Source organism: Streptomyces xanthophaeus (assembly GCF_030440515.1).
GTDB lineage: Bacteria > Actinomycetota > Actinomycetes > Streptomycetales > Streptomycetaceae > Streptomyces > Streptomyces kutzneri.
Map to the genome: position 1 here is coordinate 7,574,198 of NZ_CP076543.1, position 25,892 is coordinate 7,600,089.

The 25,892-nt window shown below is 72.0% G+C and carries 23 protein-coding genes; 12 read left to right on the forward strand and 11 right to left on the reverse strand.

The window, feature by feature from the left end:
* Window positions 1–12: 12 nt before the first annotated feature.
* Entirely contained in the window at window positions 13–1,431 is a 1,419-nt protein-coding gene (locus KO717_RS33855; RefSeq protein WP_301373280.1) for a hypothetical protein, read from the forward strand.
* A gap of 9 nt (window positions 1,432–1,440) precedes the next feature.
* On the forward strand, window positions 1,441–2,172 hold the full coding sequence (locus tag KO717_RS33860; RefSeq protein WP_189742481.1) for a DUF7873 family protein: 732 nt from the start codon (window positions 1,441–1,443) through the stop codon (window positions 2,170–2,172).
* A 448-nt stretch (window positions 2,173–2,620) separates the two neighbouring features.
* On the opposite strand, the gene KO717_RS33865 is transcribed toward KO717_RS33860, so the two are convergent.
* From KO717_RS33865 to KO717_RS33875, 3 genes are all read right to left on the reverse strand, one after another.
* On the reverse strand, window positions 2,621–3,346 hold the full coding sequence (locus KO717_RS33865) for an anti-sigma factor (protein WP_301373282.1): 726 nt from the start codon (window positions 3,344–3,346) through the stop codon (window positions 2,621–2,623).
* Window positions 3,343–3,954 (reverse strand): sigma-70 family RNA polymerase sigma factor, encoded by a 612-nt coding sequence (locus tag KO717_RS33870; protein WP_030725819.1) that lies wholly within the window; start codon window positions 3,952–3,954, stop codon window positions 3,343–3,345. The genes KO717_RS33865 and KO717_RS33870 overlap by 4 nt, the downstream gene beginning before the upstream one ends.
* An 83-nt stretch (window positions 3,955–4,037) precedes the next feature.
* Window positions 4,038–5,036: a DUF1996 domain-containing protein gene (locus KO717_RS33875; RefSeq protein WP_301373284.1), complete on the reverse strand. Its 999-nt coding sequence runs from the start codon at window positions 5,034–5,036 to the stop codon at window positions 4,038–4,040.
* 148 nt (window positions 5,037–5,184) lie between these two features.
* On the opposite strand from KO717_RS33875, the gene KO717_RS33880 reads away from it, so the two are divergent.
* From KO717_RS33880 to KO717_RS33895, 4 genes are all read left to right on the forward strand, one after another.
* Window positions 5,185–6,168 carry a phosphotransferase family protein gene (locus KO717_RS33880; protein WP_301373286.1) on the forward strand — a complete coding sequence of 328 codons (984 nt, stop codon included), beginning with the start codon at window positions 5,185–5,187 and terminating at the stop codon, window positions 6,166–6,168.
* Between the two features lie 279 nt (window positions 6,169–6,447).
* Window positions 6,448–7,197 carry a DUF1838 family protein gene (locus KO717_RS33885; protein ID WP_301373287.1) on the forward strand — a complete coding sequence of 250 codons (750 nt, stop codon included), beginning with the start codon at window positions 6,448–6,450 and terminating at the stop codon, window positions 7,195–7,197.
* Window positions 7,198–7,645: 448 nt separating this feature from the next.
* Window positions 7,646–9,415 carry a S8 family peptidase gene (locus KO717_RS33890; RefSeq protein WP_301374926.1) on the forward strand — a complete coding sequence of 590 codons (1,770 nt, stop codon included), beginning with the start codon at window positions 7,646–7,648 and terminating at the stop codon, window positions 9,413–9,415.
* A 212-nt stretch (window positions 9,416–9,627) separates the two neighbouring features.
* On the forward strand, window positions 9,628–12,396 hold the full coding sequence (locus tag KO717_RS33895) for a helix-turn-helix transcriptional regulator (RefSeq protein ID WP_301373289.1): 2,769 nt from the start codon (window positions 9,628–9,630) through the stop codon (window positions 12,394–12,396).
* Window positions 12,397–12,414: 18 nt separating this feature from the next.
* Here the strand turns inward: KO717_RS33895 and KO717_RS33900 are convergent, their stop codons facing one another.
* The 3 genes from KO717_RS33900 to KO717_RS33910 form a co-directional block, all read right to left on the reverse strand.
* The gene (locus KO717_RS33900) at window positions 12,415–13,329 is read right to left on the reverse strand and encodes a glycoside hydrolase family 19 protein (protein ID WP_301373290.1); all 915 of its coding nucleotides are present in this window, start codon (window positions 13,327–13,329) and stop codon (window positions 12,415–12,417) included.
* Between the two features lie 145 nt (window positions 13,330–13,474).
* Window positions 13,475–13,888, reverse strand: coding sequence for a rodlin (locus KO717_RS33905; RefSeq protein ID WP_301373292.1), 414 nt, complete (start codon window positions 13,886–13,888; stop codon window positions 13,475–13,477).
* Between the two features lie 167 nt (window positions 13,889–14,055).
* Window positions 14,056–14,247: a DUF5302 domain-containing protein gene (locus KO717_RS33910; RefSeq protein ID WP_030384532.1), complete on the reverse strand. Its 192-nt coding sequence runs from the start codon at window positions 14,245–14,247 to the stop codon at window positions 14,056–14,058.
* A gap of 208 nt (window positions 14,248–14,455) precedes the next feature.
* Between KO717_RS33910 and KO717_RS33915 the strand changes: the two genes are divergently transcribed.
* The gene (locus KO717_RS33915) at window positions 14,456–15,817 is read left to right on the forward strand and encodes an FAD-dependent oxidoreductase (protein ID WP_301373295.1); all 1,362 of its coding nucleotides are present in this window, start codon (window positions 14,456–14,458) and stop codon (window positions 15,815–15,817) included.
* 102 nt (window positions 15,818–15,919) lie between these two features.
* On the opposite strand, the gene KO717_RS33920 is transcribed toward KO717_RS33915, so the two are convergent.
* Together KO717_RS33920 and KO717_RS33925 are read right to left on the reverse strand one after the other, a co-directional pair.
* On the reverse strand, window positions 15,920–16,438 hold the full coding sequence (locus KO717_RS33920; protein WP_301373297.1) for a mycothiol transferase: 519 nt from the start codon (window positions 16,436–16,438) through the stop codon (window positions 15,920–15,922).
* Between the two features lie 99 nt (window positions 16,439–16,537).
* A complete protein-coding gene (locus tag KO717_RS33925; protein WP_301373299.1) occupies window positions 16,538–18,076 on the reverse strand; it encodes an MFS transporter in 1,539 nt (512 codons plus the stop codon).
* A 154-nt stretch (window positions 18,077–18,230) separates the two neighbouring features.
* Here KO717_RS33925 and KO717_RS33930 point away from each other — a divergent pair, with 154 nt between their 5' ends.
* From KO717_RS33930 to KO717_RS33940, 3 genes are all read left to right on the forward strand, one after another.
* Window positions 18,231–18,668 (forward strand): MarR family winged helix-turn-helix transcriptional regulator, encoded by a 438-nt coding sequence (locus tag KO717_RS33930; protein ID WP_189742441.1) that lies wholly within the window; start codon window positions 18,231–18,233, stop codon window positions 18,666–18,668.
* Between the two features lie 5 nt (window positions 18,669–18,673).
* Complete coding sequence (locus tag KO717_RS33935) at window positions 18,674–19,279, forward strand: HutD/Ves family protein (RefSeq protein WP_301373302.1); 606 nt, start codon at window positions 18,674–18,676, stop codon at window positions 19,277–19,279.
* 442 nt (window positions 19,280–19,721) lie between these two features.
* A complete protein-coding gene (locus KO717_RS33940) occupies window positions 19,722–20,195 on the forward strand; it encodes a GNAT family N-acetyltransferase (RefSeq protein ID WP_301373304.1) in 474 nt (157 codons plus the stop codon).
* Window positions 20,196–20,443: 248 nt separating this feature from the next.
* On the opposite strand, the gene KO717_RS33945 is transcribed toward KO717_RS33940, so the two are convergent.
* Window positions 20,444–22,285 carry a glyoxal oxidase gene (locus KO717_RS33945; RefSeq protein ID WP_301373306.1) on the reverse strand — a complete coding sequence of 614 codons (1,842 nt, stop codon included), beginning with the start codon at window positions 22,283–22,285 and terminating at the stop codon, window positions 20,444–20,446.
* Between the two features lie 302 nt (window positions 22,286–22,587).
* Between KO717_RS33945 and KO717_RS33950 the strand changes: the two genes are divergently transcribed.
* Window positions 22,588–23,211 (forward strand): DUF4360 domain-containing protein, encoded by a 624-nt coding sequence (locus tag KO717_RS33950; RefSeq protein ID WP_437184668.1) that lies wholly within the window; start codon window positions 22,588–22,590, stop codon window positions 23,209–23,211.
* A 72-nt stretch (window positions 23,212–23,283) separates the two neighbouring features.
* Here the strand turns inward: KO717_RS33950 and KO717_RS33955 are convergent, their stop codons facing one another.
* Both KO717_RS33955 and KO717_RS33960 read right to left on the reverse strand, forming a co-directional pair.
* Complete coding sequence (locus KO717_RS33955) at window positions 23,284–24,348, reverse strand: LacI family DNA-binding transcriptional regulator (protein WP_301373311.1); 1,065 nt, start codon at window positions 24,346–24,348, stop codon at window positions 23,284–23,286.
* Window positions 24,349–24,437: 89 nt separating this feature from the next.
* The gene (locus KO717_RS33960; RefSeq protein ID WP_301373313.1) at window positions 24,438–24,866 is read right to left on the reverse strand and encodes a MarR family winged helix-turn-helix transcriptional regulator; all 429 of its coding nucleotides are present in this window, start codon (window positions 24,864–24,866) and stop codon (window positions 24,438–24,440) included.
* A 128-nt stretch (window positions 24,867–24,994) separates the two neighbouring features.
* Here KO717_RS33960 and KO717_RS33965 point away from each other — a divergent pair, with 128 nt between their 5' ends.
* Window positions 24,995–25,879, forward strand: coding sequence for an MBL fold metallo-hydrolase (locus KO717_RS33965; protein WP_301373315.1), 885 nt, complete (start codon window positions 24,995–24,997; stop codon window positions 25,877–25,879).
* Window positions 25,880–25,892 lie beyond the last annotated feature (13 nt).

Consider the following 25,892-nt stretch of genomic DNA (forward strand, 5'->3'; position numbering starts at 1 on the left):
AGGGGCCGGGACATGGATGACCGGTTGACGGGGCTGCTGCACGGGCTCGTGATGAACACAGCGGCACCGCCGGACGTGCTGACACGGCTGCTCGGCCTCGAAGACGACTGGGTTCGATGGGTGGTTCCCCGGCGGACCGTCCTGCCGCCGGAGGCGGTCGACGCGATCCTCGCGCACCCGGACCGCCGGGTGCGGTCCGCCTTCGCGGAGAACGCCGAGGCCGACCCCGGCCAGCGTGCCCGGCTGCTCGACGATCCCGACCCGCGCATCATCCTCGCGCTCGCCATGGGTCCCCAAGCGTACCGACGGTGGGCGCAGCCCCTGCCCGACCACGCGTACGCACGGCTGCTGGCCCACCCGCACCCCCTGGTGCCCTACGAACTGGTCGCGTCGGGCGCGACGCCCCACCACATCCTGGCGCCCCTCGCGGACCACGAGGACCCCCTGTTCCGCCGGGCGTCCTGCCGTGCCTGGGACCGGCTCGCGCCGCAGACCCGCGAACGGCTCCTGCACGACGAGGATCCCGACGTCCGGCGGGAAGCCGCCGCGCGCATCTGCCGCGAGGACGAGGAAGCGACCACCTGGCTGGTCGGGGAACTGGGCGACTCGTGGCAGGTGGACGACATCCTGGAGACCGGCCGGCTCACCCGGGAGCTCGCCGAACGCGTGGTCGCCGAGGGCGGACGGCTCGCGGCGATCGCCGCCAACCCCACCCTGCCGCCCGACCTGGTGGCGCGCCTGGCCGTCGATCCCGATCCGCAGGTCCGCCTCCGGGTCTCCGCCCGTCCCGAACTGAGCGAGTCCGAGCGCGCCGCCATCGACTACACCGTGGACGCCGAGGAGCGGCTGCCCGCCCTCGACTGGGTGTGGGAGCGCCGCGAGGACGCCGAGTTCCTGCGGCGGTGCGCCCGGTCGGCGCACACCTGGCTGCGGCGCAGCGCCGCGGTCTGCCCCGGCCTGCCGGCCGATGCCGTCGAACTGCTCGCGGGGGACCCGGACTTCGCCGTACGTCTGCTGCTCGCCGAGTTCCACCCGGAACCGCCGCCCGAACTGCTCCTCGACCTCTACCTGAACGGCACCCACCGCGCCGTGCTCATGCTCCTCACCCGGCCCGGCTTCCCCGCTGCCGGGCTCGCCGCCCGCTTCGGCGATTCACCGGACCCGGAACGCCGGCGCCTGGCCCTGCGCGACCCCGGCCTGGGGCCGGAACTCCTCGACCGCCTCAGCCGGGACCCCGATACGCGCACGGCGGCCGCCCGGGACCCCCGGCTCCCCGTGGCCCGGATCCGCGAACTGCTCGCCGACCCGGACCCCGCCATCGCGTCCGCCGCCGCCACCAACCCCGCGCTTCCGCCGCAGGACATGCGCCGGCTGCTGGACCGGGCGCACGTGCCGGAAATCCCGGTGAATGATCGGACAATCGGCTGCTAGGTTGATCACGTGCCGAAGCTGAATCAGATCATCGCAGTGGAAAAGGGCGTCAAGTCCAAGTCCCTCCAGGAGCTCACCCAGGCTCACCACGACGTCCAGAAGCCCGCCCTGCTGGCCGGAATCTCCCGGACCTACCAGCCCAAGGACGAGGAGGGCGAGCAGCTGCCGCCCGAGTCCACCCGGGTGCAGGTCAAGGCCGAGGACGTGCTGCGGGCGACGGCGGGGACCCTGACGCGGCTGTTCGACGTGACGGCCACCAAGGACTGGGCCAACCGCACCGCGGCCGCCGATGTCGTCGTGGACGGGACGGTCCTGCTGGCGCAGGTGCCCGTGCCCTACCTGCTCTTCCTGGAGAAGCAGCTCACCGACATGCACACCTTCGTGCGGAAGCTGCCGGTGCTGGACGCCTCCGAATCCTGGAACCTGGACCCGTCCACGGACTCCTGGAAGACGGACCCGGTGCGCACCATCCGTACCAAGAAGGTGCCGCGCAACCACGTGAAGGCCGAGGCCACCGAGAAGCACCCGGCGCAGGTCGAGGTGTACTACGAGGACGTTCCGGTCGGGTACTGGACGACCGTGAAGTTCTCCGGTGCGCTGCCCGCCCGACGCGTCAACGAGCTGATCGACCGCGTGGAGAAGCTCCAGCAGGCCGTCAAGTTCGCCCGCGAGGAGGCCAACAGCGCCGAAGTCACCGACCAGCGGGTCGGCGACGCGGTGTTCGGCTACTTGTTCAAGTAGCCCCGAAGACTCCCTCTGTATGTCTGCAGGGGGTGCGCGAGAGCGCAAGCTGAAACTGATGTTGAAGCTGAACGAGGGTGTCAGTTGGGGGTTCGAATCCCTCCCCCGGCATTACGAGCCGGGGTGGCCCAAGCTGGTAGAGGCGGCCCTTCAATCTCAGATTATCGCTCCAGTCTCAGTATTCGCCGCCGAACACCGGATCGACCGAGCGTGGACGATCATCGATGGATAGGGGTTCAAGTCCCTTCTGTGCCTCTCCTCATGGCGCGGTAGTTCAAAGGTAGAACACGTCGATCTAAGAATGATCCGCGACTCTTAAACGTGCCGGTGTGCGCAATTGGGTGGCACACAGGAGCCCGGGAGCTGGATATGCTCCCGGGCTCCGTCACGTTCCCGGCCCGCCCCCGGTCCGGTCCGAACGGCCCGGACCGGGGGCGGGCCGGGCCGGTCAGACCGGTACGGACACGAACGTCCGGCCCGACTCGTTCTCGACCAGGATCGCCTTCACGTCCGCCGGGTCCACGGCCGCCGAACCGTCCAGCGAAGCGCCCTTGGCCTCGCCGTTCTCCTGGCTGCCCGTGACCCAGCCGGCGGCGGTGGTCCGCGTCCCGTTCTTGGAGACCACGACCAGCCGGCACCGCTCGCCCGGCGGCACGCCCATGACCGCCGCGTGCACCCGCACCCACTTGGCGGCGGGCGTCATCTGTACGGTCATCCGCGCACCGCTGGCCTTGTCCGTCGCGGAGAGCACCTTGGTCCCTGCGGGCGGCGGGGAAGGGTTCGCCGTGGCCGTCGGGGACGGCGGCACAGGCAGCGCGACGGCGTCCGGATCGCCCGTACCCAGCTGGGTGCCGGCCCAGAACACGGCGGCCAGCGAGGCTGCCACCGCCAGTCCCGCGAGCCCCGCCCGCCGACGCGCATCACCGGCGCGCTCACCGCGCATCTGCCGCAGGGTGCGCTGGAGCAGCAGGTCACCGCCATGCGGCGGTCCGTCGAGGAACGCCTCGTCGGGGACCTCGCCCAGAGCCGCCTCCATCTCGCGCAACGCGGCCACCTCCTCCCGGCACTGCACGCATCCGCTCGTGTGTTCCTCGACCCGGCGGATCTCCTCGGGGTCCAGGACACCGAGTACGTAGGGGCCGAGCAGTTCCTCCTCGTGCCTCTGCCGGTTCATGCCACCACCTCACGCAGTCCGGCGGGCTGCTGGGGCGGCCTGCCCGATCGCTTTCCTTCTCTGGAACCGATGTCCCTGAATCCGTCGCTCTTGAAGACGTCGCGCAGCGCCTTGAGGGCGTAGTGCGAACGAGATTTGACCGTACCCGCCGGGATGCCGAGACTGTCGGCCGCCTCGGCGACGCTGAGCTGTCGGTAGTACAACTCCTTCAGGACGTCGCGGTGTTCCGGCGACAGCTGATCGAGGGCCCCCAGGACCGTCATGCTGTCCACCACGGAATCGGCGTGGTCCGCCTCCACCGGGGGAGCGGACGAGGCTCCCGAGACCTCGGGCGGCCGGGCGGCCTTGGCCCGGTAGCGGTCGGTGATGATGTTGCGGGCCACCGTGAGCAGCCAGCCGCGCACCGAGCCCTTTCCGTTGACCAGCACCTCGGAGTGGCGCCAGGCCCGGATCAGCGTCTCCTGTACGACATCCTCGGCGGCGGCCCGGTCTCCGGTCAGCCGGGTGGCGTACGCGAGCAGGGCGTGACCGTGCTCCTCGTACACCGACTTGATCAGTGCCTCATCGGTCGAGCCCCGCCGAGTGCGGGGCCACAGTGGTCCGGCCATCTCACCCTCTCCGTCTTCCTCGCATATGTGGTGCGGTCGGAACACGCCACCGGGGCGGATTCGGTTCACGTGACCTGCGTCACTCAGGTCCGGCAGTCGCGGCCCTCGTTGATGCAGGCGACGATCGCGGCCATCTGCCGGTCGGTCATCGCGTTCACGAACATCGCGTGATCGGTCTTCGGGCTGTGCCGCTGCTCGGGGAAGGAGTCGAGGGCCACGTTCAGCCCCGGGGGGATCTGGTAGGCGAGGGAGACGCGCAGTTCCGGCACCGGGAAGGTGTCCTTCGGGCAGACGCCGTTCGCGGCGGCGAAGAGCAGGTGCGAGCGGTGCGTGACGCCGACGGTGTCGAGGCCGTTCCAGCAGCTCGGGAAGACCAGGGTGCGGGTGACGCGCTCGCCCGCGGGGCAGCGCGGGTAACGGGTGGTGGCCCGGTCCGGGGAGCCCGAACAACCCCAGCGGGCCCGGACGTCGGCCTCGCTGTCCGCCGTGTACGCGACGGCGTCGCCGGTCATGGCGCGCAGGAAGCGCGGCATCGGCACCACCTTGCTCACGGGGTTGCCGTGGAACTCCACCAGGACAGAGGTCTCCGGCACGATCTCGCCGACGTTCCCGTGCCCCGCCGAATCCTCGTGCGGGCGCGTTCCCGGGCGGTCGGGGCGACGCAGGACGGGCCAGTAGTACGTGGACCGGTCGCCGCCCCTGCAGCTCGTGCGTGCCGCGTCCAGCGAGGCCTCCGTCGACAGCGCGTCGGTGGAGAGGTTCCCCACGTAGGCGTGCGTGTGATGGGCGCCGCCCGGAAGCCCGGGCGAGACCACGAGGTTGTCCTCGTTGTAGTGGCTCTCCTCGTTGCGACCGCAATCCACCACCACCGACCCGGTGGATCCCTCGGTCCCGGGGGCGGGAGCGGCCGCCGGTAGGCGCGGGACATCGCGTATGTCCACGTAGTCGGACGCGACCGGCCGCCCGTCCGCCGCCCCGGCGCGCGGACCGGCCGCCCGCGACGCCCCCAGTACGGCTGCGATCAGCCCGCCGCCCAGGACCAGGCAGACGGCGAGAGTGAGCAGCCGGTGTTCGTTCACCATGCCGGTCACGGTTGCCGGTGGCGCCCCCGCCGTCAACTGGTCATCCGTATGACGGGCACGGCGCCGCGATTCGTACGTTCCGGTGTGGGCCGGCCGCACGCCAGGGGAGGTGAGGCCATGGGTTCAGCGTGACGGATAGGCTGCCTCCATGAGTTCGGGCGAGGGGGCCGGGGACATGGGCGCGGATCTCGACGGTGAGGGCTGGGGTGCCACGCGCTCCTGGGCGGAGAAGCGGCTGTCCGGGGCGGAACGCATCGAGCGGGTCGAGCGGTTGCGCGGCGGCTGGACCTCGGAGATGCGGCGCCTGGACCTGGGCGGCCCGGACGGCCGGCGCTCGCTCGTCCTGCGGTCCTTCGTCAAGCCCTTCTTCGTCCGGCACGCGGAGGGCCTGCTGACCCGCGAAGCGGAGATCCTGCGCCTGCTCGGTGACACGGACGTACCCGCGGCCACGCTGGTGGCGGTGGACGCGACCGCGCAGTACTGCGACCACCCCTCCCTGCTGATGTCCCTGCTGCCGGGAACCGTGCGCCTGGACGACCGGGACGCAGGCGACCGCGCCGAGCTGCTGGCCCGCCAGCTGGTGCGTATCCATCAGCTGCCGACAGCCGCGCACCAGCGGCCCCGCACCTATCAGGCCTGGGCCTCTCCCGAGAGCGTGACGCCGCCCGCGGCCACCGAGCGGCCCGAGCTCTGGCAGCGCGCGATCGACGTCATCCGCCAGGATCCACCGGAGTACCGGGGCCGCTTCCTGCACCGGGACTTCCACCCCGGGAACGTCCTCTTCACCAGCGTGGACGGGGATCTTCGGATCAGTGGCGTCGTCGACTGGGTGGAGACCTCCTGGGGGCCCGCCGACCTGGACGTCGCGCACTGCTCGACGGCCCTCGCCCTGCTGCACGGGGTTCCCGCGGGGATGGCCTTCGCGGACCGCTACGCCGCCGCGGGAGGAACCCTGACCGAGGACCGCACCGCCCACCTGTACTGGCGCCTCCTGGACGCGCTGGGCTTCGCTCCGGACGCGGAGAAGGTCGGCGTCCCCTGGCGTGAGCTGGGCCGCGCCGACCTGACGGCCCGTGTCCTGACCCGGAGGCTGGAGGACTACATCCAGGCCCTCTTCGAGAGGTATGCCTGAATCGTCGCGACGCGACGGGTACTCGGCCGAGGGCGTCGGCCGGGAGGAACCGGGCGATGAGGGCCTCCGCCTGCTCAGGATGCTCCTCCAGCCAGGCGCCGAGGTGTTCCCGGACTGCCTCCGCGGGGTGTGGGCCCAGGAGCGGGGCTGGGCGGCGGGGGTCCCCTCGACGGCCATCCGCACGTGCGTCGCGCAGCTGCCCGACACGTCACCGACGGGACCGAGGTTGTCCGTGGGGCTGCTTGTCCGGCCGTGCGGCGACCGCGCACAGTGGGGCGTATGACATCAGAGCTGACACCCGCCGAGCTCCTGCACGCATTCGCCCGCACCCGCGCCTCGCTCGACGGCGCCGAGGTCACCTACTGGTGGACCGGGGACGTCCACTCCTGGGCCCCGGGCGAGCCCTACCGGCGCCTCTTCGGCTTCGAAGGGCTCAACGTCGCCCGCCTCGTGGCGGACGAGGAGCTCGGCGGCTACCAGCTCCTGTCCAGGGAGGCCGCGTTCTACCTCGATCCCGTGACCCGGGAGATCCTGGAGATCTGGCAGGACAAGCCCGTGGTCCACGTGTGGAACGATCCGGCCAACCAGAAGTGGCGGCCCTTCCCGGTCCCCCTGACGGAACTGGGCGACCAGGTCTGCTTCAGCCTGGAGATCCCGCTGGCCTACCCCTCGCCCCTGCCGGTCGCGCAGTACCCCGCCCACTCGGCCGACGACACCTACCGCGCCCTGGAGCTGTTCCAGTTCTTCGCGCCCGCGACCACACTGAACACCGATGCGGTGAGCGTCCCCGCCACGATGTCCTGGACCCGGATGTCCCCGTGGCTGCCCTGGATGGAACAGGGGCAGCGCCCCGGCGGCCTCACCTTCCACTGCCGCGGCCGCAAGCTGGACTCGTACGCGCAGGTCCCGGAACGCACCCGCGCCTACATCGCCGGGCACCACCCCGAATTCGCCCACGCCCCGGAGAAGTGGAGCGAGCCGAACGAGACCAGCTGGACGTACTTCCGCACGCTCCACCCGCCGCGGTAGGGACGGTTCCGTTCCCGCTCCCGGTTCCGCGCAGCCGTCGCGCGGACGGCCAACATGCCTGGTCAGCGCGCCTGCCGAGGGACCCCTGGGGGGAGCCGCAGGGGCCGGACAAGGGTTTTCCCCGTATCGAGTTCATCCCCGTGTTGCCTACTGTCTGCCCACCGGCGATCTTCCCCTGACCCTACGGCACACACGCCAACCCCACATGGCGTGAAGGCCGCACCGGTCGGGGGGAGAGCCGGGACCGCCGTTGCCCGGCCCCGCCGTTGCGGCTCGGGCGACGTGGCGCGCGGCGGAGGCCGGGGCGAGCTCGACCAACTCGCTCCCGGTCCCGCGGCCGCCGGAACCTCCCACACTGCACTGACCGGCCGCTCCGGCATGCCCGGAAACGGCCCTCGAAGGGGAACACGTGCACGCTTCCAGACGTCGGCTCATATCCGTGGTGGCCATGTCCGTCACCCTGCTCGCCGGCTCCGCCACGGCCACCGCCTCCGTGGCCGCGGCCGTCGAGAACCCCGGCGCGGCACCGGCGGCCACGGTCGCCCCGACCGCGCCGGTCGAGAACCTCATCGTCGGATACAAGTCCTCGGCCACCGAGGCCAGCTCGAACAGCGCAGCGGCCGACGACGCCGCCGCCAAGGGCAAGAAGGCCGGCAAGAAGGCGAAGTTCGACCGCCGCCTCGGCACCGGAGCCGCCCTCGTCAACCTCGGCGGAACGGTCGCCCCGGCCGCCGCGGCCGACGTGATCGCCCAGTTCCGCGCCGACCCGGACGTCGCCTACGTGGAGCCGGACACCCGCGCCTACGCCATGGCCGTCACCCCGAACGACACCGAGTACGCCAAGCAGTGGGACCTCTTCGAGCCCACCGCCGGCATGAACGTCCCCGGTGCCTGGGACAAGACCACGGGCTCCGGCGTCACCGTCGCCGTGATCGACACCGGCTACGTCGCCCACTCGGACGTCGCCCCGAACATCGTCGCCGGCTACGACTTCATCTCCACCGCCTCCGAGGCCCGCGACGGCAACGGCCGTGACAGCAACCCGGCCGACGAGGGCGACTGGAACGCCACCGACGGCGAGTGCGGCACCGGCTCCAAGGCCAGCACCTCCTCCTGGCACGGCACCCACGTCGCGGGCACCATCGCCGCGGCCACCAACAACTCCAAGGGTGTCGCCGGCATCGCCTACGGCGCGAAGATCCAGCCCGTCCGCGTGCTCGGCAAGTGCGGCGGTGCCACCTCGGACATCGTCGACGCCATCACCTGGGCGTCCGGCGGCTCCGTCGCGGGCGTCCCGGCCAACGCCACCCCGGCCAAGGTCATCAACATGAGCCTCGGCGGCTCGGGCACCTGCGGCACCAGCTACCAGAACGCCATCAACGCCGCCGTCGCCCGCGGTACGACCGTCGTCGTCGCCGCCGGCAACAGCAACGCCAACGCGTCCGGCTTCTCGCCCGCCAGCTGCAACAACGTGATCAACGTGGCGTCGACGAACCGCGCCGGCGACCGCTCGTACTACTCGAACTTCGGCTCGATCATCGACATCGCCGCCCCGGGCGGTGAGACCCGCCGCGCCACCGACACGCCCGGCACCGTCACCACCCCCGAGAACGCGATCCTCTCCACCCTGAACGCCGGCACCACCACCCCCGGTGCCGAGATCTACAAGCCCTACCAGGGCACCAGCATGGCCGCCCCGCACATCGCGGGCCTGGCCGCCCTGCTGAAGTCGGCGAACACCTCGCTGACCCCGGCCCAGATCGAGTCGGCGATCAAGACCAACGCCCGCCCGCTGGCCGGTACCTGCACCGGTGGCTGCGGCGCCGGCCTCGCCGACGCGGCCGCGACCGTCGCCGCGGTGACCTCGACCCAGCCCACCTCGGGCTTCGAGAACACCACGGACTTCGCCATCGGCGACAACACCACGGTGGAGAGCCCGATCACCGTCAGCGGTGTCTCCGGCAACGCCCCGGCCACCCTCAAGGTGGGCGTGAACATCGTGCACAGCTACATCGGTGACCTCAAGGTCGACCTCGTCGCCCCCGACGGCAGCGTCTACAACCTGCACAACCGTTCCGGCAGCAGCACCGACAACATCAACCAGGTCTACACCGTGAACGCCTCCTCCGAGGCCGCGAACGGCACCTGGAAGCTGCGGGTCAACGACAACGCCGGCGGCGACACCGGCAAGATCGACTCCTGGAACCTGACCTTCTGATCAGGAGCCAACTCGGCCTGACGGTCCGATAGTACGGACCAAAGAGCGCCCGCGGACCTGCTGATACACCTCGTATCGGCAGGTCCGACGGGTTTTCCCGGTACGAGACTGATTTCTGCGTCACAATCCGTGTCCGCCCGCCACTCGACCTCGTATTGTCGCCTCTCACAGGAAGGGCACCGGAGCTGGGACCGAGAGGCTGGTGGCTGTGCGTGGTGGCGGCGACGGGGCACGCTGACACAAGTGTCGGACACGGAGAACTGATCAAGGCGGTCGACCGCGCGCTGACCACGCACGGCCGGGCGCTCCTGACCGGACCGGCCGGCGCGGGCAAGACCGAGGTGGTGCGCGCCGTCGCGGCCGCGGCCGCATCGCGCCGCGAGACCGTGCTGAGCCTCGCCCCCGAGGCCGCCGACCAATGGATACCCGAGGCGTCCGCCGCCGCCCTCCTCGCCTCCGTACCCGGCGGCGCCCTGGAACAGCTCTCCGGCCCCCAGCGCACCGCCATCGCCCTCCTGCGGCGCGAGGCCGACGCCCCCCGGGCCGGCCGCGACCACATCGCCCTGCGCCTCGCCGTGGTCGAGGTGCTGCGGAGGCTCGCCGACCGCGACCCCGTCCTGCTCGTCCTCGACAACGCCCAGTGGCTCGACGCCGAGAGCACCGACCTGCTCCGCTTCGCCCTGCGCCTCACCCCGCCCCGCGTACGGGTCCTGGTCGCCGAATGCGTCCAGGGCGGCGTCCCGGTGGGCGAACCCCTCTGCGGCCCCGGCGTCCCCGCCATCCGGGTACCCCCGCTGGGCGCCGACGAGGTCGCCGAACTCCTCGTCCGCCACGGCCTCCCGGCCCGCCTCGCCGGCCGGATCCACCAGGCCAGCGGCGGCAACCCGCGCCTCGCCCTCGCCCTCGGCCACTCCCTCGCCGAAGCCGCCGAGGCCCGCGACAGCAGTGCCCACCACGCCGACACCCTGCCCGTCTCCGGACAGGCCCGCGAGGTGGCCCGCCGGCTCCTCGCCGCCGCCCCCGCCCAGGCCCGCCGCACCCTGCTGCTCGCCGCCCTCGCCACCCGCCCCACCCTCTCCCTGCTGCGCCGCGCCGGCCGCCCCGACGCCGAGGCCGAGCTGGCCGAGGCGGAACGGGCCGCGCTGGTCAGGGTGGGCGAGGACGGCTCCGTGGAGTTCACCGCCGGCGCCCTGCCCACCGCGCTCGCCGCCGACGCCGGCTGGCCCGAACGCTCCGCCGGACACGCGGCCCTGGCCGCCGCCGTCGACGATCCCGTCCAGGCCGTACGCCACCGCGCGCTGGCCGTGGACACCCCCGACCAGTGGCTCGCCGAGGAGATCACCGAGGCCGCCGCGGCCTGCCGCCGCCGGGGCCAGCGCGCGCTCGCCGCCGAACTGGGCCTGCTCGCCGCCGAACGGACGCCGTCCTGGCTGGCCGGCGCGGAACTGGCCCGCCTGGTCGCGGCCGCCGAGGACGCCGGCTGGTCCGGCCGCGCCGACCTCGCCCGCCGCGCCACCGGGGCCGTCCTGGCCCGCGACGCCTCGCCCGCCGACCGCGTACGGGCCCGGCTCGCCGTGATCGACGCCGCCGGGCAGGCCCTGGGCGCCCTCGACGAGACCATCGCGTACGCCATGGACGAGGCCGCCGGGGACCCCTCGCTCCAGGCCGCCGTCCAGCTGCGGATCGCCTGGAAGCACAACCTCAGCGACGGCGACCCGGTCCGCTCCCGCGACGCCGCCGCCCGCGCCGGCGCGCTCGCCGCACTCGGCGGCGACCAGGTCGCCGAGGCCATGGCCCTGACCGTACGGGCCCGCATGGGCCGCATCCTCGGCGACCCGGGCGCCGAGGCGATCCTGGCCGAGGCCCTCGCCCTGCCCGCCCCCGAGGTGCCCCTCGGCATGCGCAACGCACCCCAGTACCTCGCCGTCCGGCACGCCCTCTTCGACGACGGCCTCGACGACGCCCGCCGCCAGCTGATGGTCCTGCTGCCCGCCGTCCAGCGCACCGGCTCCGCCGAGGACGTCTTCGAGGTCCTGCGCAGCCTCACCGAGGTCGAACTGCGCAGCGGCCGGTGCGAGGCCGCCTCCGCCCATGCCCGCCGGGCCCTGGAGCTCACGATCGACGCGGGCCTCTCGCCCGGCCCCGCCTGGTACGTCGCCGCGATGGCCGAGGCCATGGGCGGCAGCTTCGCCCGGGCCGCCGGCTACGCCCGGCGCGGCATCCAGGCCTCGCAGGAGGAGCACGACCAGGTCTTCCTCTCCCGCAGCCTGCACGCGCTCGGCCTCGTCGAACTCGCCACGGGAGAAGCGGCGAAGGCCGTCGCCACCCTGCGCCGCGTCGCCGAGCTGGAGGCCGCCCAGCAGGTGGTGGACCCCTCGATCCTGCGCTGGCACGGGGAGCTCGCCGAGGCCCTGATCGCCGCCGACGCACCCGAGGAGGCGGCCCGGCTGCTGTCCTCCGTCCGCACGGTCGCCGTCGGCCTCGGCCGTACCGGGGTCGTCGCGGCGCTCGACCGGGCCCGCGGGCTGTGCCTGTCCGCCCAGGGTGACGCCGACGCGGCCGTGCACCTGCTGGAGACCACCGCACAGCGCTTCGAGGTCCTGCGGCTGCCGCTGGAACGCGGCCGTACGCTGCTCGCCCTCGCCCGGGTGGAGCGCCGACGACGCCGGCGCGCGCCGGCCCGTGCGGCACTCAGGGCCGCGGCCGAGGTCTTCGACCGGGCCGGGGCCGCCCCCTGGACGGAGCTCGCCAGGGAGCCGGCCCCCGGCGACGGCGCCGGTGCGCGGGTCCCGGCGGCCGCGACCCTGACCGAGGCCGAGACCCGGCTCGCGCTGCTGGTCAGCCAGGGTGCCAGCAACCAGGAGGCCGCGGCGAAGCTGTTCCTCAGCGTCAAGACGGTGGAGGCCCGGCTGACCCGGATCTACCAGAAGCTCGACGTCCGCTCACGGGCCCAGCTGGCCACCGCGCTGCGCACGCGGTGACCGCCACGGCACCGTTGCTCAGCAGCCGAGGTTGTTCCCGGGGGTCACCCCGAGCAGCTGCGTGAAGCTCTGGTACTTCGAGATGCGGCTCTGGACCTGGGCGGGGTTGCCGCCGTTGCACTCCAGGGAGCCGTTGATCGAGCGGATGGTCTCCCCGAAGCCCGCGCCGTTCACCATGGCGGCGTGGGCGGTCATGGTGCCCGGGCCGTTCTGGGTGTTCCAGTACCAGAGCGCCGTCTTCATGGCGACGGCCGGATCCTGCTCCACGAGGTACGGGTTGGCGAGCAGGTTGATGCCGAGGGCGTCACCGGCGGCCTTGTAGTTGAAGTTCCAGCTGAGCTGGATGGGCCCGCGGCCGTAGTAGGCGGCCTGTCCCGCGGGACAGCCGTACGGCTGGCTCGCGTCGCAGTAGTGGGGGTAGTTGGCGGTGTTCTGCTCCACGATGTGCACGAGCCCGCCCGTCTCGTGGGAGACGTTCGCGAGGAAGGCCGCGGCCTCGCGCCGCTTGGTGGTGTCGTCGCCGGTCTTGGCGAACCCGGGGTAGGCGGACAGCGCCGCGACCAGGCCGTTGTAGGTGTAGAAGGGGTTCCGGTTCGGGAACATCTGGTTGAACTGGGCCTCGGAGACCACGAATCCGCTGGGGTTGCCCGGATCCGGGTCCTGGCCCCCGCCGCCGCAGGAGCCCTGGTCCGACCAGACGCCCCACTGGCCGGTGGTGCCGGGCGTCTCGCCCTGGGTCCACCACTTCGCCTGCCAGTTGTGTCCGCCGTACGAGGCGCTCATGCCGCCCGTGTAGACGGCGGAGGAGGTCCAGGCGCCTGCGCAGGGGGTCGCGGCGACGGCGGGGGAGGAGGGGAGGGTAAGGGCGAGGCCGGCCGTGACGGCCGCGGCGGCGGTGAGTGCGAGGGCGCGGAGGCGAAGCGCACGTATCACGTAACTGCTCCTTCAGTGGGGGGACTTGCCGTGGGGGCAACGGTGCCCACTGAAGCGAAAATGGTCTGAACCTGTCAAGGTCTAGACCAAATGAAACGCGCCGGCATCACGCGTGACGCGTGACACCGGCGCGGGATCGAGCCGATCAGCTGCCTGCGGAGAGGTTTCCGGAGAGGACCGGGATGTTGCTGGCGATGTGCGAGAGGGCCTCGTCACCCTTGGCCTGGGTGGAGTTCTCGGTGCACTGCTGGTTCTGCGGGTTCGACAGGACGTTGACGTCCTGGACACCGACGTTGGCAAGGAGCGCGAACAGGGACTGGGCGTTGACCTTGGCCGGCAGGCCGATGCAGAGCTTGTTGAGTGAGCCCTGGACGGCGCCGAGCTGCGGGCTCATCTTGCCGTGGGTCTCCTGGTTGCCGTAGATCTGGGCCGAGCCGTTGCCGTTGACGGTGTTGACGCCGTTGTCGTTGCCGATCGCCATCGCCGGGGTGGCGACTGCGGCACCCGCGCCGAGCACGGCGGCGGTGGCGGCTGCGGTGGCCATGAACTTCTTGAACATGTGGGGATCCTTCTGTCGCACTGTCGCATGTGATGGCTGCCCTCGGCGGGACGTGCTGATCAACTGTCGACGGCGCTCGGGGTTATCCCCACTCACCCGAGTGGCCCAATGGCGGATCGAGCCACCCCCGGCCGTGGCGGCGGGGGCGGGCTCCTCGGGTCCGAGGGTCAGCCGGTCTTGCGGCGGACCTTCTTGTTCTTGCCACCGGGGCCGCTGCTGGCACCCTGGACCTTCGCCCGGCTCTGGTGGGCCTGCTGGGACTGGGCGTTCGCGGCGTTGCGGTCCAGGGCCTCGCGGAACTTGCGCTTGGCCGCGTCGGCCGGGGACTCGTCCTGCGGGGTGTCGGTTTCGTCAGCCATTTTGTCCTCCTGGGGTGATCAAGCGGTTTCAGTCTGTCAGGTGACGTCCCTGCTGACCAGCGAGTTCCCCTATGCTCCAAGGACTGCTTGGGGAGGTCATAAGTTTTGATTATGGGGTCATAAAGAGACACCGGGTGCTGACTTAGGTTTACCTTCGTTTAGGGTTCCCATTGATCCACCTTGCCGTCGCTCGAAGGGAACCTCTGCCATGCCTCGCCCTCTGCGGGTAGCAATCGTCGGTGCCGGCCCCGCCGGTATCTACGCCGCCGACGCGCTGCTGAAGTCCGAGGCGGCCGTCGAGCCCGGTGTGTCCATCGACCTCTTCGAGCGGATGCCCGCGCCCTTCGGCCTGATCCGGTACGGCGTCGCCCCCGACCACCCCCGGATCAAGGGCATCATCACCGCCCTTCACCAGGTGCTCGACAAGCCGCAGGTGCGCCTCTTCGGGAACGTCGACTACCCGAACGACATCAGCCTCGACGAGCTGCGGTCCTTCTACGACGCCGTGATCTTCTCCACCGGTGCCACGGCCGACCGCGCGCTGACCATCCCGGGCGTCGAGCTGGACGGCTCCTACGGCGCCGCCGACTTCGTCTCCTGGTACGACGGCCACCCGGACGTCCCGCGCACCTGGCCGCTGGAGGCCGAGAAGGTCGCCGTCCTCGGCGTCGGCAACGTCGCCCTCGACGTCGCGCGCATCCTCGCGAAGACGGCCGACGAGCTGCTTCCGACCGAGATCCCCGCGAACGTCTACGACGGGCTCAAGGCGAACAAGGCCCTCGAGGTGCACGTCTTCGGCCGCCGCGGACCGGCCCAGGCCAAGTTCAGCCCCATGGAGCTGCGCGAGCTGGACCACTCGCCCAACATCGAGGTCATCGTCAACCCCGAGGACATCGACTACGACGAGGGCTCCATAGCCACGCGCCGCGGCAACAAGCAGGCCGACATGGTCGCCAAGACCCTGGAGAACTGGGCGATCCGCGACATCGGCGAGCGCCCGCACAAGCTGTTCCTGCACTTCTTCGAGTCGCCCGCCGAGATCCTCGGCGAGGACGGCAAGGTCGTCGGGCTGCGCACCGAGCGCACCGAGCTGGACGGCACCGGCAACGTCAAGGGCACCGGCACCTTCACCGACTGGGACATCCAGTCCGTCTACCGGGCCGTGGGCTACCTCTCCGACGAGCTGCCCAAGCTGCCCTGGGACGTCGAGTCCGGCACGGTCCCGGACGAGGGTGGCCGCGTGATCGAGGCAGGCAGCCACCTGCAGTCGACGTACGTCACCGGATGGATCCGGCGCGGCCCGGTCGGCCTGATCGGCCACACCAAGGGTGACGCGAACGAGACCGTCGCGAACCTGCTCGCCGACCATGCGGAGGGCCGCCTGAGCGAGCCGGCCGCACCGGCGCCGGAGGCCGTCGAGGCCTTCCTCGCCGAGCGCAGCGTCCGCTACACGACGTGGGAGGGCTGGTACAAGCTGGACGCGGCCGAGAAGGCCCTCGGCGAGCCCCAGGGCCGCGAGCGGGTGAAGATCGTCGAGCGCGAGGACATGCTCGAAGCGAGCGGAGCGTAACGCGAGGGGGCCGGGACCCGGACGGGGTCCCGGCCCCTCGTACGTCGCCCGGCGCGATCGGCGGCGCCGCCGTCCCGGCAACGGGATCGGATCCGGTCCGCGTCAGGCGCCCCGGTCCCGCTCCAGCACGCCCCGTACGAAGGCCGCCTGCCCGGCGTGCTGCAGGTCGTCCCCCAGCACGCTGACCAGGCGTACCCCGAGGGTGACCGGCGGATCCCAGCGTTCGTCGACCACCCGGTCCAGGTCGGTGGCGGCGAGCCCGTGGACGAACCGCGCGGTCCGCTCGTGCACCGCGTCGAAGTACCCCAGGAGCAGCTCGCCCGAGTCCACCCGGACGGTGTAGACGTCCCGCGACGAGTGCCCGTACCCCGTCGACCCGGCGGGCAGTGGGAGCGCGAACCGGTCCGACCAGCCCTCGGAGTCCCAGACCTGCTCGGTGCCGGCCGCGTCCGCGATGTGGTCGTCCTGGATCCGGGTCAGGTGCCAGATGAGCCAGGTGACCGAGTTCGCCGCCGGGTCCACACGCGCGTTCAGCAGCTCCGGCGGGACCCCTTCCACGACCTCGTGCACGATCTCCCGGATGCGTCCGAAACCGTCGGCGATGACGTCCGTAGCCTTCATGCACCCAACCATGCAAGGCCCGGGGGCCCGACCGCCGCGAGCGACACGCGGAGGGCGGGCCGCCAGGCCGGCGGGCCGGGTGACGGGACGGACGACCGGTCAGCTGGTGGCGTCGGCCTTCGCGGTCTTGTCGGCCTTGTCGGTCTTCTCGGCCTGCTCCGTCTTCCCGGTCGCCGCCGCGGGCTGCCCGGCGGCCGCAGCCACCGTGCCCTGCCCGCTGCGCAGGCCGATCCAGCTGATCACCGCGACCAGCGCGAACGCCACCGCACCGATCCCGAAGGTGAGGGTGAATCCGGACTCGGCGGGCAGCGGGGGAACCCCCGTCGGCAGGTGCTCGATGGTCTTGGAGGCCAGGATCGTGGTGACGACGGCGCTGCCGATCGCACTGCCCGTGGAGCGGGAGATCGAGTTGATGCCGTTGGCGATGCCGCTCTGGTGGTGCGGGACGCTGGACATGATCACGGCGGGCATGGCGGCGTAGCCGAAGCTGACGGCCGCACCGACGACGAGCCCGGCTCCGATCACGGAGAAGCTGTGCTGGTGGTCCAGGACCAGCCAGGCGAAGCCGGCCGCGCCGAGCGCAGCGGCGAGGGCCAGCGCCGTACGCGGACCTCGGTGGCGCACGATCTGGCCGCCCACCGGCGAGGCGAGCAGCGAGACGATGGCGCCGGGCAGCAGGAACTGCACGGAGGCGCGCAGGATGGACGCGTCGAAGCCGTAGCCGGTGAGGGCCTCGGGCATCTGGACGAGGTACGAGACGCCCAGGAAGTTCGCGAACATGCCGAAGCCGACGAGGACGCCGGCCAGGTTGGCCATGAGCACGGGGCGGTGGACGAACATCTTCATGTCGACGAGCGGCTCGCGCACCTTGCGCTCGACGAGCACCCAGACGGCGGCCATGACGGCGGCGCCGGCGAAGCTGCCCAGCGTACGGGCGGAGCCCCAGCCCCACTCGTGGCCCTGGGAGATCGGCAGCAGGAGCAGCAGCAGCGCGATGCCGAGGGTCAGCGCGCCCAGGAAGTCGGTGCGCCCGCCGGTCTTGTGGCGGGTCGCCGGGACGAGGAAGACGACTGCGAGCAGGGCGAGGAGCGCGAAGCCGGTCGCCATCCAGAAGGCGTTGCGGTAGTCCGCGCCCGAGCCGGAGGTGAGCAGCCCGGTCGCGACGAGCGCGAGCCCGCTGCCGAACGCCAGCGTGCCGCTGACCAGGGCCATCGCGCCCGGCAGCTTCTGCGGCCGGACCTCTTCGCGCAGGACGGACAGCGCCAGCGGGAAGATCGCGGTGGCGGCTCCCTGGAGCACCCGGCCCAGGATCAGCAGCGGCAGCGAGGACGCCAGCGCGGCGATGACGGAGCCGGCGACCATGACGCCGAGCACGGCGACCAGGGTGGGCTTCTTGCCGTGCTGGTCACCGAACCGGCCCAGCAGCGGGGTGAAGACCGCGGCCGACAGCAGCGTGGCGGTGGTCACCCAGCTCACGTTGGCCGTGGTGGTGCCGAGGTCCTCACGGATGAGGCCGAGGATCGGGACCGGCAGGGTCTGCATCATCGACACGACCATGGCGGCCAGGCTCAGGGCGAAGACGATGACCGTCTCGTTCCGGTGCCCGGAGGCCGGGGTGGCGGGGGAGGGGGTGCTCATGGCTGGGGTGAACCTTCTTCGTGTTTCGGAGCTGAAGAGCTTCGGAACGCAGATGTTTGACCTTCTCAAGTAACTCGACCGACGGTAGACGTCGATAGTTAAGGTGGTCAAGTAAACAATTGATAATGTGAAGCATCCTGAGTACGCTCCAGGTATGAGCGACACCGCCACGCAGACCCCCACCAAGCTCCAGCTGCTGGAGCTGCTCGCAGCGATCGGAACCGCCCAATGGCGCGAGTTCGCGGCCGCCGCGGCCCAGCACGGCCTGACCTCCACCCAGGCCCGGGTCCTCGCCCAGCTCGACGGCCCCGTACCCATGCGCGGCCTCGCCACCCTGCTGGTGTGCGACGCCTCCAACGTGACCGGCATCGTCGACCGGCTGGAGGCCCGCGAGCTGGTGCGCCGGGAGCCGGACCCCGCCGACCGCCGCGTCAAGAACGTCGTCGCGACGGACGCGGGCCGCGACGTCATCCGCCGCGTGCGCGAGGAGATGCAGGCCATGCACGGCGCGCTGGACACCCTTGACGAGGCCGAGAGCGCGACGCTCTACGCCCTGCTGGGCCGTCTGCGCCCCTCGATGGAGAAGGCCTGACCGCCATGGACGCGCCGAGCGGTGGCGGGATCAGGGTCCTGCGGGCGGCCGACCGCACCGCCACCGTCTGGAAGAACGGCGGGGGAGTCACCCGGGAGATCGCGGCCTGGCCCGAGGGCGCGGACATGGACGGCTTCGGCTGGCGGGTGAGCCTGGCCGAGGTCGCCGCAGACGGCCCGTTCTCGGCCTTCCCCGGCATCGGGCGCACCCTGACCCTCGCCGAGGGCGCGGGCATGGACCTCACGGTGGCGGGCGTACGCCGGCTCGTGGACGAGCGGTTCGCGCCGCAGGACTTCCCCGGGGACGAGCCGACCGACTGCCGGCTGCTCTCCGGCCCCGTCGTGAACTTCAACGTGATGTACCGCAGGGGCGCGGTGGGCGCGCAGACCGCCGTCGTACGGGGCACGCTCGCCCTCGCGGTCCCGCCGGGCGGGACGCTGCTGGTGGCCGCGCTGGAGGGACCGGCGGTACTCGAACGGGCCGGTGACCTCACGGAGCTGCTCCCGTACGACGCGGCCCTGCTGACCGGACCGCCCGACTGCAGGGTCCGTACGGCCGGGCGCGCGGCCGTCGTGCGGTTCGTCCCGGCCCAGGCCGCGGACCAGCTCTGACGTTGTTGCGGAAGGCCGGGTGCGGGCAGGCCGGTTCTTCCCTTCGCGCATGCCCCGAACCGAGCCTTCCCCGACGGCCTTTGTGTCGTGTGTCGCAAGCGTGCCCTTTCCCGTGACGAGGAGCAGGCCGGCCGCAGTGGCGCACACCACTGTCACCACCCAGTGCGGGGTGCGGTGCATCCATGCGATCACGTCACGGATCGTCCCAGCCGCCGGCGCGTCCCGTCAGCCGGTCGACGGAAGATGATCTTCCTTCGTGAAACGTGGAAACGGGCGAACGGACCCGGCGGCAGTTGGTCGGCCGGCCGGCCGACCACGGACACGGACGCTCACGCGGAGGTCGGACCCACCGGACCTCACCTCGTCGCGGCCCTCGACGAAGTGCTGTGACCGGCACGGAAAACAGATCCCCCCACCGCGGTGTGGCCGGGAGAATCGCGCCATGACCGCAGACTTCATCGTGCGCCCCGCCCGACCCGCCGATGCGGGCCGCCTGGCCGAACTCCGATGGACGTTCAAGCAAGAGGACCACGAAGGGCGACCACCGACCCCCGCTCGGCCCCTGGAGGAGGCAGAGCAATGGATCCACGACCGGCTCAGCGATGGCCGCTGGTCGGCCTGGGTCGCGGAGACCGAAGGCGAAATCTGCGGTCACGTCTTCCTCTGTCTGGTGGAGCGGATGCCCGAGCCCTACGAGGACAACAACCCGGTCGGCTATGTCACGAACTACTTCGTCCTGCCGTCACAGCGGAACAAAGGAGCCGGCTCCGCGCTCCTCGAGGCGCTGAAGCAGCATTCGCGCAGTGCAGGCCTCGAGGGCTTGATCGTCTGGCCGTCGGAGCGCAGCACCCCCCTCTATCGGCGCCTCGGTTTCCAGCCCCCGGACGAACTGCTGGAACTTCCGCTCGACACCTGACGAGACCCACTTCCGGTACACCCCCCTAGGCCGTCTCTTTCGGATCTTGCCTGACCCTCCCCCAGCCCCAGGGGGCTGGGAGGTGCCCCCTGCCGCCTGGCACCGCACCTCATCCCCCAGACTCCGTCCGGGGGGACCCCCAGGTTGTCGGAGCGCCCAAGTACGTCCAGTACTCGGGCGCCCCTCCGCCTTGCGAGGCACGGCACCAGACGACGCGGGCTTAACCGGCAAGATCCGAAAGAGACGGCCTAACGGGTGCCCAGCTTGATCCACTTTGCGGTGCTGGGCACGCCCTTCGCGTCGAGCAGGAAGAGCATGTAGTACCCGGGCGGGGCGTCGGCCGCGCTCGGCGGCGTGCGGAGCCCGATCGTGGAGCCGTGGACGCCGGTGATCCGCAGGTCCAGGTGGCGCTGGCTGGTGTTCACCGAGTGGGTGACGGTCGTCGGTGCCAGCAGCACGGCCCGCCTGACGTCCTTCGCCGTCGAGCTCGTGACCTGGAAGACCGCGTCGTGGCCGAGGTCGCCCGCCGGGGCGCGGTCGAGCGCCGGCCGGGCGCCCCGGTGCAGGTAGGCGGGCTCGTACAGCTCGATGCTGCCGTCCATCCCGTCCTTGATGTCGGGATCGTTGGCGATCTGCTGGAGCTCGTCCCCGGTGACCATCATCCGGCCGTCCGGCAGGACCAGGGCGTTGGAGTGATAGCCGCGGGGCAGCCGCTGGGCCGGACCCAGCTTCCAGTGGCCGCGCGCGTCCCGCAGTTCGATCTGCCGGTACTTCAGGTCGGCCTTCGGGTTGAAGGGCCCGTTGCCGTAGTTCCGGGTGTCCAGGGCGCCGTTCACCGTGATCAGGGTCCCGTCGGGCAGGATCAGGGTCCCGTCCTGGGTACGGCCGAAGGCCCGCGGCTCCTCGATGCTCCAGCGGCCGCCGGACAGCCGGTAGGTGAGCGGGTCGCGCGGGTCGCCGCCGAGCACCAGCACGGAGTCCGGGCCCCGGAAACCGGCCGGCAGCGGCACGGCCGAACCGTAGCCCCGGAAGTCGGCGGGCCGCCGGGGCAGGTCGGTGCGGGTGTCCGCGACCGGGTCGAACAGCCACTGCTGGTCGGCGTCGCGGCCGAGCCCGTAGATCTTCCCGTCCCGCAGCGAGAAGAGGTGCGGATAGTCGTTCCGGAAGGGGGCCTGTGACCGGAGCCGCTCCGCAGGGACGTTCGCCGGGATGTCGTACGAACGCCAGGGCACGGGCCGCCCGAGCGCGGGGAAGCGCTCCACCACCGGAGTGGGCGTGCCCGTACCGCGCTCGGACTGGCCGGACATGATGATCTGCCGGCCGTCCGGCCCGGTCACCACCGAGGGGTACCAGCGGCCCACGGCCATGTCGCGGTTGCGGAACCACTTCTCGGTCCACGGGTCGAACACGAAGGACAGCTTGGCGCCGCTGCCGCCCTTCCCGCCGACGTTGCCGCCGAACACCCCCACCATTCCGTTGGGGAGGTAGGAGTGGCCGGCGCAGAAGAACGGCGCCGGGCGCGGGGCGTAGGCGCCGTCGGGCATCAGTACCACCGGGGGCGGCACGTTCTTGAAGGCCTTGGCCCCGGTCCCCCGGGCGGGGTCCCAGAGGTAGGCGCGGCCCGCGTTGGTCCGGCCGACGGTGTTGGTGGGCCCGGTCTCCTTGGTGGGATCGGCCTCCACCCGTTCGAAGGAGAAGAGCAGCACCTTGCCCGTCGGCAGCTGGGCCACGTGGACGCCGAAGTCGGGGGAGGGGAAGAACCGGGTGAACCGGCCGAACCGGGCCGCGTCGAACTTCGCGTTGCCCTTGCGCTGGGACTCCTCCAGCGAGGCCAGGCTGGACGTGCGCTTCGACTGCGGATAGCCCTTGCCCTTGGCGGCCTCGCGCAGCCGTGCGTGCGCGCGGGCGTGCTCCTCGCCGAGCACCCCGGCCTCGTCGCCGGTGTGGTGGGCCGCGGCGAAGGCCGGGGCGGCTCCCGCCAGGGCGACGGCCAGGGCGGTGGCGAGCGCCAGTGCCGACAGGGCGGCGGGGCGTGGCCGCGGTGCGCGGGACGAGCGTGGTGCGCGGGACGAGCGTGCTGGGCGGGACATGGGACTCCTCACCGCAGGAGGGCCCGGCACCCGGCGCCCCGGCCGGCTCCAGAACCCGCTGATTGCCTGAAAGACCTCGCCGATATTAGGAAGAATCGGAACCGGCGAACGGTGCGACGCGGTGCTCCGCGCCCACCTGGGGCCATCCGGCCGAGGGGTCTGGGTAGATTTATCGTTTCTGCGGTGACGGGCTTGGGCCATCGAGGTGAGCCCGCGTGCCCGTCGGCCGACCGGGGCCGCCGCGGACCGCTATCCATGGCGGTGTGATCAAGTCCCTCCGCACCGGATTCACCGCAGCCGCCATGACCGCGACGCTCGTCGCGCTCACCCCCGCCGCCGGCGCCTCGCCCGCGGCGCCCGCGGCCCCCACCGACCAGGTCACCGTCGACGTCGCCTCCGTGAACGGATCGGGCTGCCGTCCAGGCAGTGCCGCCGTCGCCGTGTCGCCGGACAACTCGGCCTTCACCGTCACCTACAGCGAATACCTGGCCCAGGCCGGTGGCGGAGTCTCCGCCGTCGAGGGCCGCAAGAACTGTCTCCTCTCCCTCGACGTCCACGTCCCCCAGGGGTACACCTACGCCGTCGCCAAGGTCGACTACCGCGGCTTCGGCAGCCTCGCGCCGGGCGCGGTCGGCACGCAGAAGGCCAGCTACTACTTCCAGGGCATGAGCCAGACCGCGTACCGGACCCACAAGTTCAACGGCGAGCTCGTCGACAACTGGCAGGCGACCGACACCACGGGCATCGAGGCCCTGGTCTTCGCGCCCTGCGGTGAGCAGCGCAACTTCAACATCAACACCGAGCTGCGCGCCGAGGTGGGTACCTCGGACCCGGCGCACACCAGCTTCATGGCGCTCGACTCGACGGACGGCAGCATCAACAGCGTCTACCACTTCTCCTGGAAGCAGTGCCCGGTCCGGCGCTGATCCGGGAGTACCCGCTCCCCGCTCGCAGGGGCCCGCCGCACGGCGGGCCCCTGCGGCGCGTCCGGCGCCGGGTCAGGCCGACGCGCGCCGGACCAGGGCCGTGGCGGTGATCACCGGATCGGGTGCGGTCCGCCGCCCGTCCGGACCGCCGTTCAGGCGGTGCATCAGCAGCCTCGCCATCAGGCGGCCCATGCCCTCGATGTCCTGGCGCACGGTCGTCAGCGGCGGGTCGGCGCTCTCCGCCACCGGTTCGGCGTCGTCGAAGCCGACCAACGCCACGTCCCCGGGCACCGTCCGGCCGCTCTCCCGCAGCACGCGCAGGGCTCCCGTCGCCATCAGGTCGTTCCCTGCGAAGACGGCGTCGATGCCGGCGTCCCGGTCCAGCAGCTCCGCCATCGCGCGGGCCCCGCCCGCCGGGGTGAAGTCCCCTTCGGCGAACAGCTCCGGGCCGGCCGCCGCCAGCGCGTCCCGGTAGCCGCTCAGCCGGTCGGCCGCCGAGGTCTGGTCGAGCGGGCCGGCGATGTGCGCGATCCGCCTCCGGCCCTGCGCCAGCAGATAGCGCACGGCCTCCCGCGCGCCCCCGCGGTTGTCGGCGTCGACATAGGCCACGCCCTCGCCTTCGCCCGCGCCCGCGCCCTCCCCGGTCCCGGTGGTCCAGCCGGGCCGGCCGCCGTAGACCGTGGGCATGCCGATGCGGCGGGTGATGGCGGGCAGCGGGTCGTCGGTGTGGAGAGAGAAGGCGAGAGCCCCGTCGACGTGGCCGCCCGCCAGGTAGCGCTCGATCCGGTCGTAGTCGCCCCGGTCCTCGACCAGGAGCAGGACGAGCTGGGTGTCGTGCGCGGTCAGCTCCTTGGCGATGCCGCGGACCTGGCGCGAGAAGAAGGGGTCCGAGAAGATCCGGATCTCCGGCTCGGCGATGATCACCGCGACGGCCCCGGTGCGCCGGGTGACGAGGGTGCGGGCCGCGTGGTTGGGGACGTATCCCAGCACGCGGATCGCCGTACGCACCCGGTCCACCAGATGTGCGCGGACCCCGTCGCCGCCGTTGACCACACGGGACGCGGTGGCCCGGGACACCCCGGCGTGCGCCGCGACGGCCTCCAGGGTGGGGCGGCTGCCGGGACGCGGCTCGGTCACGGGTGTTCCTCCACGGTGTCCACGGACGGTGGCCTCGACGGGCAGCAGGGTAACCGGTGATCGCCTCCGGTCGCTGCCCCGTAGGCGGGTTACGGCCGGGTGGCAGCCCGCTCCAGCAGGCCCCGCAGGACGCGCTGTTCCTCCGGGGCGAGGCCGGACAGCGGGGAGTCCACAGCGAGGAGCGCGAGGAGACGTTCGCGCAGTGCGGTGCCCTCGGCGGTGAGGACGAGCTGCTTCGCGCGGCGGTCGGTGGGGTGCGGATGGCGCCCGATCAGGCTCTGCTTCTCGAGTTTGTCGACGACGAAGGTGGTGTTGGAGGGTTCGCAGCTCATGCGTTCGGCGAGCTCGCGCATGGTCATCGGCCCGCTCATCTCCCGCAGCGCCGCCGCCTGTGACGCGGTGAGGCCCAGGGCGGCGGCGCGCCGGCGTACGTGCTCGGCGATCCGCTGGGCCAGTCCGTTCACCAGGCCGCACAGCTGTCGCTCGGCGATGGCCTGCTGCTCCGGGGGCGTCGTCATACCACCACCCTAGCAAGTCCGTGAAGCCGACATATTTACAACTTGAATGATTCGAACTTGATGCTTATGGTGACGTCGTCGCCGCGGCGGACCGCGGCGGCCTGATGGCAACTCACAGGAGAGACCCCATGGCTGACGTGACGGTGGCTCAGGACGTACGACTGCGCCGTCCGGCGGGAATCCGCTCGATATGGCTGGGCGACACCAAGGTGTCGTACGTGCCGGACGGTGACGTACGGCTCCGGCCGCTGCGGCTGCTCGAGGACAGCACCGACGAGGTGTGGGCCGCGCATCCGGAATACCTGGACCCCGAGGGCCACCTGGTGGGGAGCGTCGGCGGCCTGCTCGTGGAGCACGGCGGCCGCGCCCTGCTGATCGACGCGGGCTTCGGCCCGCAGGCCTACGAGGCCCCGGAGGGCCCGCTCGCCACGATCCAGGGCGGCGCGCTCGTGCGCAGCCTGGCCGCACTCGGCCGCAGCCCCCAGGACGTCGAGGCGGTGGCCTTCACCCACCTCCACGCCGACCACCTCGGCTGGGCCTGCCACCCCGCGCCCGGCGGAGACCGGCCGGTGTTCGCCCACGCCGAGTACCTGATATCCGAGCCCGAATGGGAGCGGCGGGACCTCCTGGAAGCCCAGGGCATGGCCGAGCAGGTCGCGGCCCTGGCACCGCGCGTACGCACGGTCACCGACGGTCAGGATGTCTTCCCGGGCGTGCGCGTGCGGATCACCCCCGGCCACACGGTCGGTCACGCCGAGTACGTCATCACCGGCGGCGGGCGCCGGCTGATCGCCTTCGGGGACGCCGTGCACTCGCCCCTCCAGATCGACCACCCCGAGTGGTCCTCGGGCTTCGACCACGACGGCGCCCTCACCGCCGGCCACCGCCACCGCCTCGTCGCCGAGCTGGCGGAGCCCGGCACCATCGGCTTCGGCGTCCACTTCGCCGACGTGGTCTTCGGACACGTCCGGCAGGACGGGGACGGCCCTGCCTGGCGCCCCCTGGACGCATGACCCGGAGGCCGGG

Coding starts and splice junctions, on each gene's coding strand:
- KO717_RS33855 (WP_301373280.1), top strand. CDS start 13: ATGGATGACCGGTTGACGGGGCTGCTGCACGGGCTCGTGATGAACACA.
- KO717_RS33865 (WP_301373282.1), bottom strand. CDS start 3,346: ATGAACCGGCAGAGGCACGAGGAGGAACTGCTCGGCCCCTACGTACTC.
- KO717_RS33870 (WP_030725819.1), bottom strand. CDS start 3,954: ATGGCCGGACCACTGTGGCCCCGCACTCGGCGGGGCTCGACCGATGAG.
- KO717_RS33875 (WP_301373284.1), bottom strand. CDS start 5,036: ATGGTGAACGAACACCGGCTGCTCACTCTCGCCGTCTGCCTGGTCCTG.
- KO717_RS33880 (WP_301373286.1), top strand. CDS start 5,185: ATGAGTTCGGGCGAGGGGGCCGGGGACATGGGCGCGGATCTCGACGGT.
- KO717_RS33885 (WP_301373287.1), top strand. CDS start 6,448: ATGACATCAGAGCTGACACCCGCCGAGCTCCTGCACGCATTCGCCCGC.
- KO717_RS33890 (WP_301374926.1), top strand. CDS start 7,646: ATGTCCGTCACCCTGCTCGCCGGCTCCGCCACGGCCACCGCCTCCGTG.
- KO717_RS33905 (WP_301373292.1), bottom strand. CDS start 13,888: ATGTTCAAGAAGTTCATGGCCACCGCAGCCGCCACCGCCGCCGTGCTC.
- KO717_RS33910 (WP_030384532.1), bottom strand. CDS start 14,247: ATGGCTGACGAAACCGACACCCCGCAGGACGAGTCCCCGGCCGACGCG.
- KO717_RS33915 (WP_301373295.1), top strand. CDS start 14,456: ATGCCTCGCCCTCTGCGGGTAGCAATCGTCGGTGCCGGCCCCGCCGGT.
- KO717_RS33920 (WP_301373297.1), bottom strand. CDS start 16,438: ATGAAGGCTACGGACGTCATCGCCGACGGTTTCGGACGCATCCGGGAG.
- KO717_RS33925 (WP_301373299.1), bottom strand. CDS start 18,076: ATGAGCACCCCCTCCCCCGCCACCCCGGCCTCCGGGCACCGGAACGAG.
- KO717_RS33930 (WP_189742441.1), top strand. CDS start 18,231: ATGAGCGACACCGCCACGCAGACCCCCACCAAGCTCCAGCTGCTGGAG.
- KO717_RS33935 (WP_301373302.1), top strand. CDS start 18,674: ATGGACGCGCCGAGCGGTGGCGGGATCAGGGTCCTGCGGGCGGCCGAC.
- KO717_RS33940 (WP_301373304.1), top strand. CDS start 19,722: ATGACCGCAGACTTCATCGTGCGCCCCGCCCGACCCGCCGATGCGGGC.
- KO717_RS33945 (WP_301373306.1), bottom strand. CDS start 22,285: ATGTCCCGCCCAGCACGCTCGTCCCGCGCACCACGCTCGTCCCGCGCA.
- KO717_RS33950 (WP_437184668.1), top strand. CDS start 22,588: ATGACCGCGACGCTCGTCGCGCTCACCCCCGCCGCCGGCGCCTCGCCC.
- KO717_RS33960 (WP_301373313.1), bottom strand. CDS start 24,866: ATGACGACGCCCCCGGAGCAGCAGGCCATCGCCGAGCGACAGCTGTGC.
- KO717_RS33965 (WP_301373315.1), top strand. CDS start 24,995: ATGGCTGACGTGACGGTGGCTCAGGACGTACGACTGCGCCGTCCGGCG.